11 protein-coding genes are annotated in these 15,683 nt (G+C 57.5%); 9 read left to right on the top strand and 2 right to left on the bottom strand.

Features of this window, described 5'->3' with window-relative positions:
- Positions 1–69 precede the first annotated feature (69 nt).
- Both AC0Z4S_RS08915 and AC0Z4S_RS08910 read right to left on the bottom strand, forming a co-directional pair.
- Positions 70–630, bottom strand: a complete 561-nt coding sequence (locus AC0Z4S_RS08915; RefSeq protein ID WP_003221630.1) for a response regulator transcription factor — start codon at positions 628–630, stop codon at positions 70–72.
- A complete protein-coding gene (locus AC0Z4S_RS08910; protein WP_485622715.1) occupies positions 623–1,885 on the bottom strand; it encodes an ATP-binding protein in 1,263 nt (420 codons plus the stop codon). The genes AC0Z4S_RS08915 and AC0Z4S_RS08910 overlap by 8 nt, the downstream gene beginning before the upstream one ends.
- A 313-nt stretch (positions 1,886–2,198) precedes the next feature.
- Here AC0Z4S_RS08910 and AC0Z4S_RS08905 point away from each other — a divergent pair, with 313 nt between their 5' ends.
- The 9 genes from AC0Z4S_RS08905 to AC0Z4S_RS08865 all read left to right on the top strand — a co-directional run bounded on the left by AC0Z4S_RS08905 (position 2,199) and on the right by AC0Z4S_RS08865 (position 15,604).
- Positions 2,199–2,915: an SIMPL domain-containing protein gene (locus tag AC0Z4S_RS08905; RefSeq protein ID WP_329515824.1), complete on the top strand. Its 717-nt coding sequence runs from the start codon at positions 2,199–2,201 to the stop codon at positions 2,913–2,915.
- 539 nt (positions 2,916–3,454) lie between these two features.
- Positions 3,455–4,618: an ATP-grasp domain-containing protein gene (locus tag AC0Z4S_RS08900; RefSeq protein WP_485622714.1), complete on the top strand. Its 1,164-nt coding sequence runs from the start codon at positions 3,455–3,457 to the stop codon at positions 4,616–4,618.
- Positions 4,619–4,638: 20 nt separating this feature from the next.
- Complete coding sequence (locus AC0Z4S_RS08895) at positions 4,639–5,724, top strand: cupin domain-containing protein (RefSeq protein ID WP_485622712.1); 1,086 nt, start codon at positions 4,639–4,641, stop codon at positions 5,722–5,724.
- Between the two features lie 198 nt (positions 5,725–5,922).
- Entirely contained in the window at positions 5,923–9,102 is a 3,180-nt protein-coding gene (locus AC0Z4S_RS08890; protein WP_485622710.1) for an ATP-binding cassette domain-containing protein, read from the top strand.
- 47 nt (positions 9,103–9,149) lie between these two features.
- Entirely contained in the window at positions 9,150–10,079 is a 930-nt protein-coding gene (locus AC0Z4S_RS08885) for a hypothetical protein (protein WP_485622709.1), read from the top strand.
- Positions 10,080–10,092: 13 nt separating this feature from the next.
- A complete protein-coding gene (locus AC0Z4S_RS08880; RefSeq protein WP_485622708.1) occupies positions 10,093–11,001 on the top strand; it encodes a 2OG-Fe(II) oxygenase family protein in 909 nt (302 codons plus the stop codon).
- A 24-nt stretch (positions 11,002–11,025) separates the two neighbouring features.
- Entirely contained in the window at positions 11,026–11,874 is an 849-nt protein-coding gene (locus AC0Z4S_RS08875; RefSeq protein ID WP_485622707.1) for an aminotransferase class IV, read from the top strand.
- A gap of 242 nt (positions 11,875–12,116) precedes the next feature.
- On the top strand, positions 12,117–13,718 hold the full coding sequence (locus AC0Z4S_RS08870; protein WP_485622705.1) for an ABC transporter substrate-binding protein: 1,602 nt from the start codon (positions 12,117–12,119) through the stop codon (positions 13,716–13,718).
- A gap of 260 nt (positions 13,719–13,978) precedes the next feature.
- Positions 13,979–15,604: an ABC transporter substrate-binding protein gene (locus tag AC0Z4S_RS08865; protein WP_042608790.1), complete on the top strand. Its 1,626-nt coding sequence runs from the start codon at positions 13,979–13,981 to the stop codon at positions 15,602–15,604.
- Positions 15,605–15,683 lie beyond the last annotated feature (79 nt).

Here is a 15,683-nt window from a genome sequence, read left to right as displayed (position 1 = left end):
GACACGCGCCGATCATAGATGATCGGCGCGTTTTAACGCGAGGGCCGGCGATAGTCGTTCAGCGCAGGTTCAGCGACGCACCGGACGCTTCTGCAGTTTGCGCTGCAGAGTGCGGCGGTGCATGCCCAGCGCGCGGGCCGTGGCGGAGATGTTGCCTTCGTGCTCGGTGAGCACGCGCTGGATGTGTTCCCACTGCAGGCGGTCGACCGACATCGGGTTTTCCGGCACCAGACTGTCGAGGTCGGCGTGCTCGGATAGCAACGCGGCGAGTACGTCATCGGCGTCGGCGGGTTTGCACAGGTAGTTGCAGGCGCCGCGCTTGATCGCCTCGACGGCGGTAGCAATGCTCGAATAACCGGTGAGGATCACCACGCGCATTTCCGGGTCCAGCTCCAGCAGCTTGGGCAGCAGGACAAGTCCGGAGTCGCCGTCCATTTTCAGGTCCAGCGCGGCGTAATCCGGCAGATCGGCCTGGGCGATGGTCAGGCCTTCTTCAGCGGAACCGGCAGTGCTGACGCGAAAGCCGCGGCGGGCCATGGCACGGGCCATGACGCGGGTGAAGGTCGCGTCGTCGTCGACCAGCAGCAGATGCGGCAGCTCTTCGCCTTCGACTTGGATTTCGTCACTCATGTTGGTCTCCTCGGGCGCCATGGGGCAGACGCAGCTCGGTGAGCGTGCCGCCTTCCTCATGACTATAGAGTTTCACTGAGCCGCCGGCGCGTGTCACGCTGGCCTTGCTCAAAAACAGGCCCAGGCCGAAACCTTTGCCCTTGGTGGTAAAAAACGGTTTGCCAATCTGCTCGGCGATGGCCAGCGGCACACCGGCGCCGTGGTCGCGAATGCTGATGGTCAAAGTCTCCGCATCCCAATCCAGCGTCACCTGGAGATTTTCCGGGCAGGCGTCAGCAGCGTTGTTCAGCAAATTGAGCAGCGCCTGGGTCAGATCCGGCGGCGGCGCCATGCGTGGCACGGTGCCTTGGCCGAGACGCTGGAAGCGATAACTGGCCTCCGGGCGCATCAGGTGCCAGCGGTTCAGCGCTTCGTCGAGCCAGTCGGTGACATCCTGCATCTCCACCGCCAGACGCCGGTTGGCCTCGGCGGCGCGCACCAGTTGCTGCAAGGTTTCCTTGCACAGCTTGACCTGATCCTGCAGCACTTTCAGATCATCCTGCAACAGCGCATCCGGGTGGTCTTGCTGCATCTCTTTGAGCAGCACGCTCATGGTCGCCAGTGGCGTACCCAGCTCATGCGCGGCACCGGCTGCTTGCGTGGCGACGGCAAGCAATTGCTGATCGCGCAGGCCTTCTTCGCGACGAATCGCCCGTAACTCTTCCTGCCGGCGCAGCTCCTCAGCCATGCGCGCAGCGAAGAAGGTGATCACCGCAGCGGCGAGGGCGAAGCTCAGCCACATGCCGTAGATCTGCAGATTCTCACGGGCGACCGGCAGGGTTTCCAGCGGATAGAAACGCGTCAGCATCAGCGTGTACAACGCCAGCGCGATGCCCGACAGAATGACCGAATAACGCCACGGCAGGGTCACCGCCGCGATGGTCAACGGCACCAGATAATAGGAAACAAACGGGTTGGTCGAACCGCCGGAGAAATACAGCAGCGCACTGTGAATCACCAGATCGCAGGCCAGTTGCAGCGCGTATTCAAGCTCGGTCACCGGCCACGACGTACGCAGGCGCACAGCCGTGAACACGCAGAGCAGAATCGAACAGCCCAGGGTCATCGCCAGTTGCACCCAAGGCAACGGCAACAATTGCAGCCAGTACGCCAGGCCCACGGACCCGGCCTGCGCGGCCAGCACCAGAGTGCGGATGAAAGTCAGCCGCCAGAGGTTCTGGCGAGTGGCGGAAGTCAGTTGTACGGGGGCGAGCATGAGCTCTCCTGATGAGCGCTCCAGGCGGATCGCACGGAGTATAACCAAGGCGCGGGGTTCAGAGGCGAAAGTGCGGCAAACGACCACATGGCAAAAAGATTTTCGGCGACTGTGAAAACCTCTTCGCGAGCAGGCTCGCTCCCACTTTTGAAATGCATTCCTCTGTGGGAGCGAGCCTGCTCGCGAAGGGCTGCGCAGCAGCCCCGGGCATGTGTATAGAAGTTGTAACTGGGCGAACCGGATCAGAGAAGTTAGAGTCTGATGGTTCACGCAGGCCGAGACCCAACACCTGCGCCTCATTCAAGGAGCCTTCATGCACACATTTCGCCGCAGCGCCGCCCTCCTCGCCCTGACCGTCGGCAGCGTCGCCAGCCTTCCGGCGCTGGCCGCCGATGAGCTGCACTACAACCAGATTTCCCTGCGCGCCGAAGTCAGCCAGGAAGTCGCCCGCGACCAGATGATCGTGACGCTCTACACCGAAGAGCAGAACACCGACCCGGCCAAACTCGCCGCCGCCATCAGCACCACCATGAACAAGGCAACCGCCCAGGCCAAACAGGTCAAAGACATCACCCTGCGCACGGGCAGCCGCAACAGTTATCCGATCTACGACACCAAAGGCCAGAAGATCACCGGCTGGCGCGAACGCGCCGAACTGCGCCTGGAAAGCACCGACTTCGCCGCCCTGTCCAAACTCACCGGCGAACTGCTGACCGACCTGAAAATGGGCGGCATGGACTTCGCCATCGCCGACCCGACCCGCAAGGCCAGCGAAGACCAGTTGCTAAAAGAAGCCGTCACCGCCTTCAAAAACCGCGCGCAACTGGCCACCGATGCGCTGGGCGGCAAGGGCTATAAAATCGTTAACCTGAACCTCAACAGCAACGGTTACCCACAACCGTACCTGCGTGCGCCGATGATGATGAAGGCAGCCGCCATGGATTCCGCGCCGGTGACCCCGGAAGTCGAAGCGGGCACCAGCCAGGTCAGCATGACGGCTGATGGCTCGATTGAAGTGTTGATGCAGTAACTTCCCGACGAGGGGCGCCACTGCTGGTGCCCCCTCGCTTCAACTTGGCCGATGCGCAAACTCAGCGAAGGACAACATTCCGAGATTTCACCCATCGTCAACTTAATTTTCCATGTTGACTTCTTTAAAAAACAATGAAAGTATCCGTCACGAGTAAAGGAACTTACTCGCTATTCAAAATAAAATTAAAAAAGCAGGGATTAGCATGTACCGTTCAAGCCGTACTTCCGCGCCTTCAAAAACAAAGTCCCTGATTAGTATTCGCCTACCCTCCACACTGCCCGCTCCAACCCAACTCGGTTTATTTTCTATCGATCCCGCTGCAGGATCCAACGCCCCTATCGCCCACAAACAACATTTTTCGGAATGCTGGCTGCTCACAACATCAAGTTGTGCCGCCAGTCGCGCGGCTACTCTCATTTAATTTTCAATAGCCTGAGTTTCGCTTGCCCGAATAACAACATTCAGCGGCCATTCGTTTTTTTCTGCGTTTTCATAACGGCTATCAATATTACATCGCCCCCCGCATAAGGCTGACCATGAAAAATATTGTAATGATCGGTGGGCATGATGAAACTTTCATGCACTACAACGGTTTGGGTTTTGACTTTACCGTGCTGCAACTTCCAGATTCGGTAGGCCCCAACCTGACTGAACTCACCGACCGGATTTATCTCGTCAACGATTTTTCCGAAGCGACAGTTCTGGCCAGGATGGAAGAAATCCTGAGCTCGCAAAGTGTCGATTTCATTTTCTCGTTTACCGAAGACGGTCTGTTGCCAGCCGCACTTGCCAGCAAGCATTTCGCGATCCCCGGGATCGATTTCGACACCTGCGAGCTGTGCATCAACAAGACTTCGATGCGCTCGCGGCTGGAGGGCAGCGAGTTCTCTGTCTCCAGCAAGGCCTGCCACAACCGCGCAGACGTCGAGCAGTTTCTGCTCAGTCATACCGACGGGATCGTGCTGAAAGACCCCAAAGGTTCCGGCAGCGAGAATGTCTTCATCATCAAAGATCGTGCGGCGCTGTGTCACGCGCTGGAAAGAGTCGGACAAGCGCCTTTCACCTTGCTGGCCGAAGAGTTTTTGAACGGACGAGAAGTCAGTGTGGAAACCTTGACGATCGATTCCCGGCATCGTGTCCTTGCCGTCACCAACAAACAACTTTATGAAACTTCGCTCGCTGAAGAACAGCACATCATTTCACCGGATAACGTCGACCAGCAAATGTTCGACAAGATTAGCCGTTACTGCGAAAAACTGCTGACTACCATCAACCATCGACATGGCCCGTGTCATATTGAAATAATGATTTCCGAAAATAATCTACACTTGGTGGAAATCAACAATAGAGTCGGCGGCGACTACATCGGCTTGCTGGTCGAACTGACAACGGGCGTCGACTTATTCAGAGAAACTCTAAGTTTCCACAGCACAATAAACACGCCAGCTTCAGACAACCCGCCAGAGCGTTATACATTCGCCGGCTCCCACCTGTTTTATGAACCTGTAGACGTCGAGGTCATCAGGGACTATATGCAGGAAGTCGACATTATTCGATTGATCATGGGCGACGCCAATCCGCAACTTGATCGATCGCACACCAACGACGACAAAGTTGGCCTGCTGGTGATTGCCAGCAATGATCGCGACAAGTTCTATCGCGCCATCAGCCGTTTGAACACACTCACTTCTGCACACTGAATAACCAGGAACAAGAAGAAATGGAAGTCATCTCCCGACGCGACATCGAGCCCCTCAACAATGTGACCATCAACGGCGCCCTGCATGATCTGGGGGTAGTAAAGATTTTTTCCCGGCATCCCGCGCTGGCTCAATTCATCCCGGCCAACAGCGAGCTGGCCATCAGTTGGGTCAGGCTCGAAAAAGATCAGGAACTTTCCGTTCATCAGCATCCCGAGCCCAGCATGGTCCTGATCTGCGACGGTTCCGGGAAAACCCTCGGCGATACCGAACAGGCTATCGAGGCCGGTGACATGGTATTGGTGCCGCCGCACTCGCAGCATGGTTTCAAAGGGACTCACGACGGTTTCTGGGCGCTGTCCATTCAGTTCAATGGCAAGGCTTTGTATGAAGACAGCAGCAAGCCCAATGTAGTGTTCAAGTCCCGTGACACGACTGGCACTCGCCCTGCCGAAGTGCTGCTGGAAGATAACGAACAATTTCTCGAAGACTTCCGCAACAGCCGTTTACTGGCGCTGGTCAATTCCCCCGACATCGAGCACCCTCTGGTTCGCGAAAAGCTGCTCGACTGCCTGCAGAGCTGGTCGGACATGTTCCAGGACTTGCTGCACATCCGGGTCGCCATGACGCTCGATCCTGCGCACAAGAAAATTGCCCTCGAACATTTGGTCGAGGAGCTCGGACACAACAACAATTTGCGCGACCAGCGCGAGGCCTTGCATACCCCGGTAGGGGACGCGGCATTCCTTTCCACGATGGAATGGTTCCGGCACCAGATGCTTTACAAAAGCGATATGGTCAAGACACTGCTGATGCACATCGTGCTGGAGGGCAGCGGCGAAATCTTCCACAGCGAGGCCGCCCGCGTATTCGCCGGCATGCCACATTTCCAGGAACACGGCGAAGACGACGGCAGCCACGTCAGCATGGGCATCGAGCTGTTGAATCAGGCATCTCCCAAGGAAATCGAAGAGCTGCGCGAGACCTTGAGCGAAGGCTGGAACATGATGACCTTGCTGTGCGACCGGTTTGCCGACATTGCCCGTGCCGACCATCCAGATAATCCGTCGGTTTCTGCCACCGCCCAAGCGCGGGCGTACAACTGACCGATGAAGATTGCAGAATTCCTCAAGGCAGTCCTGTGGTTCCGGCTCCCCGAGCCGGAAAAAAAACGCGCCGCAGCCCAACAGCATGCTCATCGCTGGCAACGCTGGTCAAATGCCGCAAGGCGCGATGCTCGACCGGACGCTGGAACACAACCGCTGCCTACGAGGATTTTTGCCGCCCTCAAACACGATATCGGCTTGGCGCTGATAACGATTGCCGTGCATACCAGTGCGGCATTCGGTGCCGCAGTCACCCTCAAGTCACTGCTTGCTCAACTGACGCAGGGTGAGTCAGACATTACGTCCAACCTGACATTGGGCGTCACCTGCATAGTGCTGACCTACTGCGCCTGGCTGGCACTGAACCATACGTTTTTCCTAGCAGAACTGGTGGGCATCGGCAGCCGTTCATACGTGGAACAACGCTTGCTGCGCAAAAAACCGGCGTTGCAAAAGGTTGCGCCTGCACCGAACCTGACCAGCCTGTTTGATCGCGAAGCGGCCCGTGTCGAGTCTTCATGGTCAGGCCTGATCACCCTCTCGCTGGCATTGGCAACGGTCATTTTCACCTCGACATTCTTCTTTTTTTCGTTGGGTGTCAGCGCGATCGCGGCGCTGGCGGTCATAGCCATCAGTTCAATAACGGTCTACTGGATTGCCCGTCGCCTGAACCAGGCTTACGAAGCGCTTTCGCTGAGCGCGAGGCAACGCCTTGAGGTCAGCGCGTTTGCCGTAAAGAACCGACACCAGGCTTGGCTGAAAAACTGGACTGCCCCACTGATCGGCGAATACGCCACCAAACGTCACCTGGAAGAACACGCGCTGAAGAGGGCTGCACGCTTGGTCGCAGGCATCAGCCTGATATCGTCAATGACACCGATTGCCGCGCTGCTGAGTGCGGCGTTGCTACAATTGGCCTACACCGGCCAGATCGACGCTCCCGGGGTTTTGGCAGCCATCGCTCTGATCGGCGGTTTGCGATCGGTGGCCAACAATATTCCGGACATCGTGCAAAGCCTGTCGCAGGGTGTCGTCGGACATAGGAACATTGCCGAGTATTTACTCGCCGAGACGCGCGAGCAGAGTCCGTTCGTGCCACGCCAGCTCCCGCCCCTCAATGCCCGGCACATCGCGATTGTCGGCGCCGCCGGCAGCGGCAAGACCAGCTTGTTGAGGTCCTGTGCCGAACGGCTGACCGACGACGACAAGGCATTGCTGATACCTGACGAGCCGTGGATCGTCGAGGGTGGCCTGACTGAAAACCTGAGTGTGTACGGCGCTGTCTTTACCGACAAAGACGTACGTGTTGCCGTTGGCTGCGCTCGTTTGCCAAGACACTTTTACCTCGACTACCTCAACGAACGGCAGCACGGCGCAAATCGGCACTGGAACGTTTCCAGGGGACAGGGCAAACGCCTCGAACTGGCACGGGCGCTGATCCACAAACCGCAATGGCTATTCATCGATCAACCCACTTCCGGCCTGGACAACGACATCGCAGCCGGTTTGCTGCAATCATTGCTAAGCGGTCCGTGGCGCGACACCCGGGTCATTTTCGTTACCGAGCGCCAGGATGAAATAGACGCGGCGCAGCAAGTCTGGACGCTCGCGAACGGGCAGATAAACGTCAGAGAAAATTCACCGTCGACAACGGTTCCGAGCCCCCCTTCAATCGACGAATTGACTGGCGACAGCGCGCCTGCATGGGCGCAACCGTCACCCGCCGATGAACCGCAGCCAGCCACGACTGCTGCCACGGCTCGGCCACTGCTCGACAGCCTGCGTGAGTTCGGTATCTGGAAACTCTCGCTCGTGGCGTTCGCCCTACTTGCGATGAAGGAAATATTCACCATCACCGGTGATTACATCATTGCCAGCGGCTACATGACCTCGCACCTGAAAGAGTCGCTGATCGCGCTGAGCAGTGTCTTGCTGATCAGCGCCGTGCTGTCGATCGGCAGCGCCCTGCTGACCGTCAGAAGAACCATCGACGCTGCGACGACACATTGCCTGCAGTATTTTTGCCAACTGATGAATCCCGGACTGAATCGGGATCGCCAACAAGCCATTGATCGCGACAGCCAGAACAAGCTGACCCGCGATCAGCGACGTGTCGACGAAGTGCTGCCCGTGCTGCTGCTGGAAACCATCAGCGCCCTGACCCTGCTGTCGATATGCACCGTCTACGTGGTGCTTGGCAACCCGTATGTCGTGCTGCCATTTCTGGTGATCGGCGCGGTTTACTGGAACAGCGCGCGACACTCCGATGCTTTGCTCACGCAGTTCAACAGCGCCGAGATCGACAGCTCCGGCGCCGTGCTGTCCCGTGTCCAGGCCTTGAACTGGTCGGGTGGCAGATTCGATCTTGCAGCGGATCAATCCCAGGCGCTGGACTGGCTGGCACCGGGCCTCGCAACCCGCGCTTTTGCCTCGCTGGACAACGCCGCGACACGGCGCTGGTACAGCTACAAGCTGGACTTGATGGGCGTGCTGTTCCTGTCAGGAATCATCGCGTCGACGATTGCCATTCACTCCGCAGGCGTCGTCAGCACCGCCAACGTGCTGGCGGTCAGCCTCTCGTACAGCCTGATCGCGATTTTTGCCCGCCTCGGCAGATGCGTCGTCGAGCTGCGCCAGGTATTGGCCAGCGCTGATCGGCTCATCGTCGGTCAGGACGGGGCGCGCGCGCTGTCGTCCCGCATCCAGCCTTCATCCGCTGCAACGCTGGTGTCGTTTCGCGACGTCACCTTCGTCAATCCGGCCAGCGGCGCAACCGTGCTGGAACAATTCAACCAGTCATTCGAAGAACGCGACGTTGTGGTCATCATGGGCCCCAGCGGCGTTGGCAAGTCGACGTTCGCCAACCTGGTGATCGGCAGTCTCCTGCCAAGTGCAGGGCAGATTTCGACGCTCGGCGGCACGGAGGGGTATCTGTCCCGCCACCATTCGCAAGAGGTTCGCCTGCTGACCTCCAGCCCCATCTTCAAACCGGGCCTGCTCGCCGATCACTTCAACCGTCCGTCGCCTGAAGCGTTGCAACGAGACGTGCAGTTGCTGGGTCTGACGGATGTTGTCGAGCGACTCAAGGACGGCTTTGAGCAGCACATTCCCTGGAGCGGTGAACTGGGCCTGAGCAAATCCGAGCTGCAACGCCTGGCATTGCTCGACCTGACACTCACTGCCCCGAGGATTGCGATTCTTGATGAAGCGACTTCGGAAATGAGCAGCACCGAGGAAGTCGAACTGATCGGCAAGGTTGTCCGCGCTCTACCGCAGACGCTTTTTTTCATCATTACCCACAACCCTGCGCTGTGCGAGCTGGGCAATCGAACATTCAATTTCAATCAACAACAACGCTTGGTTGAGCAGCCGGTCTGAAGATTAAGGCCCCCCCTTTCCAGCGCAGTCATTTAAGGATCGTAAACATGGAGTTGCTTGCGCAGCGGGAAGCGTTTTGTATCAGCTATGACGTCTCGCGCCCTCAATTGCCCTTGCGGAATATCGCCCACTGGGAGGCGATGTTCAAAGGCACAGTGCACCAGCAAAATCCGCTGCACGATGAACTCACTAGCGTGGCGCCCGGTTACTTCTATCTGCCGGTTTCGCAGCATCCCGATCCGCTGCAATTGGATCGCCTGGTCAGTGAAGCACAAGAGGCCGACTGGCTGCTGATTCCGTCCCTGAAGGCTTCGCAGCCTTTGCATCGCCCTTACGACCGGCCGATCATTGCGATGCCCTTCATGCCGGTCGCCTATCTGCGCGTAGACACCACGCTGGATAACAGCCTGTTGATGTCGATGGGCAGAAAACAACTCAAGGAGATGGTGCGCCTGACACGTCGCGCCGAGGACTTTTGCCATACCGAGCTCCATCGACTAGACCGGCTAGCGGAAAACAGCGCCGTGCTGCAGGCGTTTTCCACACTTCAGTCATTGAACGTGGACAAGTACCGGCACGTGCGAAACCTGTATTCCCTGGCGGCCATGCAGGCACTGGCGCGCTCGGCGGACAGCTCCCGGTACTACATAAAAATCAACTACGAGAAAACCACCAACGTGCCTGTGTATGCCTCGCTCAGCTACGTCAATGAGCAGCAAGGTGTGTTCTCCCAACTGGTCCAAGGCCAGGATCGCGATCGCGTCGCCGCCGGCCTCAATCTGTATGTCAGCGATTACTACCAGCTCTATAAAACCGCCGACGAACTGGGTTTTCGCACCCATTGTCTGGGACGCGGCGCCATCGACATCAAGAAGCGCATGGGCGCCAACCTGATTGTCGACCTGGAAAACTGGTTGATCCCGCTTCGCACCACCCGCGCCGACCAGATGCGCGAACTTTCCAACAGAGACAGCTAACAAGGAGTTCAATATGTCTTTTTTTGATATCAACCGGCAACTGGGCAGCGCCCATCTCATTCAGAACGGCGTTTCGATCATGGACTATTCGACGTCTTCTTTCGACTTGGCGGGAACGCTGCAAAAAACCCTCGCCGAACGGTACAACCTGGCGAACGACTTTGCGTTGGACAAGATCCATGAATGCCTGAACACCGAGCAAATCAGCACTCATCTCGAGGACTCGGGCCACTGGCACGACCCACTGCAAACCCTCGGCCGATCCATGGTCGAGCAGTACTACAGCTTCGTCGGCTGGCTCAGCGAAGACCTGGGATTCGACTTCGTATTCGAGAACAACCCATTGGTCCGTTATCACATTCCGGGACGACTGGATGACCGTTACCGACTGGCTGACGGTGAACTGTTTACTCACCACTCCGATACGTTGCTCGGTGACTACTTCCAGCAGATCAATATGTGGCTGCCCTTCTGCGATGTGAAAAACACCGGGGCGCTCAGCGTCTGCTCGAAAGACGTCAGCATCGCTGCCCTGAAGCAATTCGCCAGTGACCAGGGTTACGGTTACGACCAGTACAAAGAGAGCCGGGTCGCCTTTTTCGATTACGCGAAACAGCGGCCGCAATTGATGAAGGATCTGCGGGCCGACGCCATGCCGACAAATCTGCGTTATGGCCAGTGCCTGATGTTCGATCCTCGGGTCCTGCACGGCACGGCAGAGAATATTGAAAACACCACTCGGGTCAGCATGGACTTCAGGATCGTGCCGATCGATGACTACCAGACCATCATCCGCGAGCTCGAACTTCAGGGTAAAACTCCCAACAGCTATGAAGGCGACGGTCTGATCAAGGGTGAGTTCTACCATGCCCTCAGTGCTCGGGAAGTTGCCGGCACATTGACCACTTCGCACCAGCGCTAACCACACCGACCCTGGAATCAGACTATGACCCCTGCTATCGCTTGGCTGGACGGTGAGTTCCTGCCGCAGGAAAACATCAACTTGTCACCTGTCACCCATTCACTTTCGTATGCCTCTTCTGTCTATGAAGGCATTCGCAGTTACGGCGGGAAAATATTCAAGTGTGAAGATCATCTGCAGCGCCTGCAGCGCTCTGCCCAACTGTTCAGGCAACCATTGGAGTATTCCACTGCCACGTTGAACGATGCCTGCAGGCAGCTTCTGCAGCGCAACAACCTTCAGGACGCCTATATAAAAATCATCGTATTCCTTGACGATGCAGACGTGAGTTTCATGGGACGTGGCTGTCGTAGCCGGGTGGTGATCTTCGTCCAGCCGTTCGCACCCAAGGCCGCCACCACGCCCTACCGGCTGAAGATCGCCGATTGGCGCCGCGCACCTGCCCACTGCCACCCGTATCAGGCAAAAACATCATCGACCTATGCCCTGAGCTTTCTAAGTTTTCGTGACAAGGGCGAACACTTCGACGACGTACTGTTTCTCTCGACAACCGACACCGTGTGCGAGTCCAGCGGCTCAAACATATTCTTCGTCAAGGGCCGCCAACTGATCACCCCGACCACAGAAATGGCACTGGCCGGCGTTACCCGCCGAGTCATCATTGACGAACTGGCCCCCGCACTCGATCTGCAAGTTAAAGAGCGTGAGGTTGCCGCTTCGGAATTGCAGGGGTTCGACGGCGCGTTCTTGTGCGGCACCGCGATGGAGATCACTGAAGTCAGCTGCATCGACGACGTGCATTACAAAAGGAACCGGTGGATCGAATTGCTGGAAACGCAATACAAGCAAAGCGTTTTGCACACATTGGCCTGAGCATCGGTGACACTGATTCCATCACATGGTCAGTCTCTCCCTGACCATGACGAGTCCCCGTAAACCTGCCCCGATCTCAAACGTAAAGCATGTACCCGGTCTTCATCCCCGAAGAAACGGAGATGCCCACTTGGGCCGGATATACCGAGATAGACGCGTCTCCAGGAAAAACGGTATTTCCGCCAACATCCCGTTCCCCGCTAACCTCAAGGAACAACCACCTCCAGATCCCCGGGAACTCCATGGAAAGATTCACCCTGAAACCACTATTGATCACCCTCGCACTATCAGCCATAGCCCCGATCACAAACGCCGCCACAACCCTGGTCTACTGCTCCGAAGCCAGCCCCGCCGGCTTCGACCCGAGCCAATACACCAGTGGCACCGACTTCGACGCCTCCGCCGAAACCGTCTTCAACCGCCTCACCCAATTCCAGCGCGGCGGCACCGACATCGAACCCGGCCTGGCGACCAAATGGGACGTCTCCAGCGACGGCCTGCACTACACCCTCCACCTGCGCGAAGGAGTGAAATTCCACACCACCGACTACTTCACCCCGACCCGCGACTTCAACGCCGACGACGTCCTGTTCACCTTCCAGCGCCTGCTCGACCCGGACAACGCCTTCCGCAAGGCCTACCCCGCCGAATCCCCCTACTTCACCGACATGGGCCTGAACACCACGATCCAATCGGTGGAAAAACTCGACGACCACACCGTGCGCTTCAACCTCAACAACGTCGATGCCGCCTTCGTGCAAAACCTCGCCATGAGCTTCGCCTCGGTGCAATCAGCCGAATACGCAGCCCAACTGTTGAAAAAAGGCAAACCCGCCGACCTCAACCAGAAACCAGTCGGCACCGGCCCCTTCGTGTTCAAGCGCTATCAGAAGGATTCACAGATCCGCTACGCAGCGAACAAGGCCTACTGGAAACCCGAAGACGTGAAAATCGACAATCTGATTTTCTCGATCACACCCGATGCCGCCGTGCGCCTGCAGAAGCTCAAGGCCGGTGAATGCCAGGTCAGCGGTTACCCGCGCCCGGCCGATATCGAGGTGATGGAAAAAGACCCGAACCTGCGCGTGCTTAAACAGGCCGGATTCAACCTTGGCTTCCTCGCCTACAACACCACCCACGCGCCGCTTGATCAGCTCAAGGTCCGTCAGGCGCTAGACATGGCCATCGACAAACCGGCGATCATCAAGGCGGTTTATCAGGGCGCCGGCCAACTGGCGCAGAACGCTTTGCCACCCGCGCAATGGTCGTTCGATCCGAACATCAAAGACGCACCTTACGACCCGGTCAAAGCCAAGGCGCTACTCAGGGAAGCCGGGGTTGCACCCGGTACAACCATCAACCTGTGGGCGATGACAGTGCAGCGCGCCTCGAACCCGAATGCGCGAATGTCGGCGCAGATGATCCAGCAGGACTGGGACAGGATCGGCATCAAGGCCAACATCGTCAGCTATGAATGGGGCGAGTACATCAAGCGCGCCAAGAATGGCGAACATGACGCCATGATCTACGGCTGGACCGGCGACAACGGCGACCCGGACAACTGGCTGGGCGTGCTATACAGCTGCGCGGCCGTCAAAGGCAGTAACTATGCGAAGTGGTGCGATCCCGCCTACGACAAACTGGTGCAGCAGGCCAAAGTGGCCACGGATAAAGCGCAACGGGTAAAACTGTATCAACAGGCGCAACTGATCCTTAAACAGCAGGTGCCGATTACGCCGATCGCCAACTCCACAGTCTTCCAACCGTTGCACAAAGAGGTCACTGACTTCCGTATCAGTCCCTTCGGTCTAACCCCTTTTTATGGCGTGGGTATAAATAAGTAACACCCGGCCCCAAGGCGGCGCGCTGCAGGCGACCACCGCACCGTTTTGGGGCTCCATTTGCACCTTAAAAACCACTCGCAAACGGTTAAATGCGTCAAAAGTTATACGGATGCGACATTAAGGTACGTTCGTGCCACCGTTTAACGCCGCCAACCGCTCTGGATCTTGCATTGGGTATGGGCCCTGCATAAGTATCCGCAGGCACGACTCACGAGGTCGTACCTCACAACTAAAAAATGACAACAAATCATGAGGCCAACATGCTTAAACACGCGGTCATTCCGTTTCTAGTCGGCGCAGGCTTGTTAGCCTCCGCACCTTTCGCCACCGCTGCGACTAACCTGGTGTTCTGCTCCGAAGGGAGCCCGGCCGGTTTTGATCCAGGCCAGTACACCACCGGAACCGACTTCGACGCCTCAGCCGAAACCATGTTCAACCGCCTGACCCAGTTCGAGCGCGGCGGCACCGCCGTAATTCCTGGTCTGGCGACCAAGTGGGACATTTCCGATGATGGCCTGACTTACACCTTCCACCTGCGCGAAGGCGTCAAGTTCCACACCACCCCGTATTTCAAGCCGACTCGTGAATTCAACGCCGACGACGTGCTGTTTACTTTCAACCGCATGATCAACAAGGACGACCCGTTCCGTAAGGCGTACCCGACCGAATTCCCGTACTTCACCGACATGGGGATGGACACCAACATCACCAAGATCGATAAAGTCGACGACCACACCGTCAAGTTCACTCTGAAAGAAGTCGACGCTGCGTTCATCCAGAACTTGGCCATGAGCTTCGCTTCGGTACAGTCCGCCGAATATGCCGCCCAGCTGCTCAAGGATGGCAAAGCCGCCGACATCAACCAGAAGCCGATCGGCACTGGCCCGTTCGTATTCAAGAGCTACCAGAAAGACTCGAACATCCGCTACACCGGCAACAAGGATTACTGGAAACCTGAAGACGTGAAGATCGACAACCTGATCTTCGCCATCACCACCGACCCGTCGGTGCGTATCCAGAAGCTGAAAAAGAACGAGTGCCAGGTCACCCTGTTCCCGCGTCCGGCCGATCTGAAAGCGCTGAAAGAAGACAAGTCGCTGAAGATGCCGGATCAGGCCGGCTTCAACCTGGGCTACATCGCCTACAACGTGATGGACAAGGTCAAGGGCAGCAACGAGGCCAACCCGCTGGCTGACCTGCGCGTGCGTCAGGCGCTGGACATGGCCGTGAACAAGCCGCAGATCATCGATTCGGTTTACCAGGGCGCTGGCCAACTGGCCGTCAACGCCATGCCGCCGACCCAGTGGTCCTACGACACCACCATCAAAGACACCAAGTACGATCCTGAGAAAGCCAAGCAGCTGCTCAAGGAAGCCGGCGTCAAGGAAGGTACCGAGATCGTCCTGTGGGCGATGCCGGTTCAGCGTCCGTACAACCCGAACGCGAAGCTGATGGCTGAAATGCTCCAGTCCGACTGGGCCAAGATCGGCTTGAAAGTGAAGATCACCAGCTACGAGTGGGGCGAGTACATCAAGCGCTCCAAAGGTGGTGAGAACCAGGCCATGATCATTGGCTGGAGCGGTGACAATGGTGATCCGGACAACTGGCTCAACGTGTTGTTTGGCTGCGACTCGCTGAGCGGCAACAACTTCTCCAAGTGGTGCGACAAGAAGTTCGACGGCCTGGTGAAAGAAGCCAAACGCACCACCGACCAGGGCAAGCGCACCGAGCTGTACAAACAGGCGCAACACGTCCTCAAAGATGCAGTTCCAATGACACCTATCGCTCACTCGACGGTGTATCAACCCATGCGCGCCAACGTGCAGGATTTCAAGATCAGCCCATTTGGCCTGAATTCCTTCTACGGCGTCAGCGTCAGCAAGTAAGACATTGCAACGGCGGCGTTTCTGACGTCGCCGTTGCTTTATCTACCGGGAAAAAAGGAAAAGGCCTACACCTAAATCC

Source organism: Pseudomonas sp. 1L-B-1-E-C1, assembly GCF_057291835.1.
The sequence above is the reverse complement of the archived record's forward strand: the minus strand, read 5'-3'. Positions and strand labels throughout refer to the sequence as shown.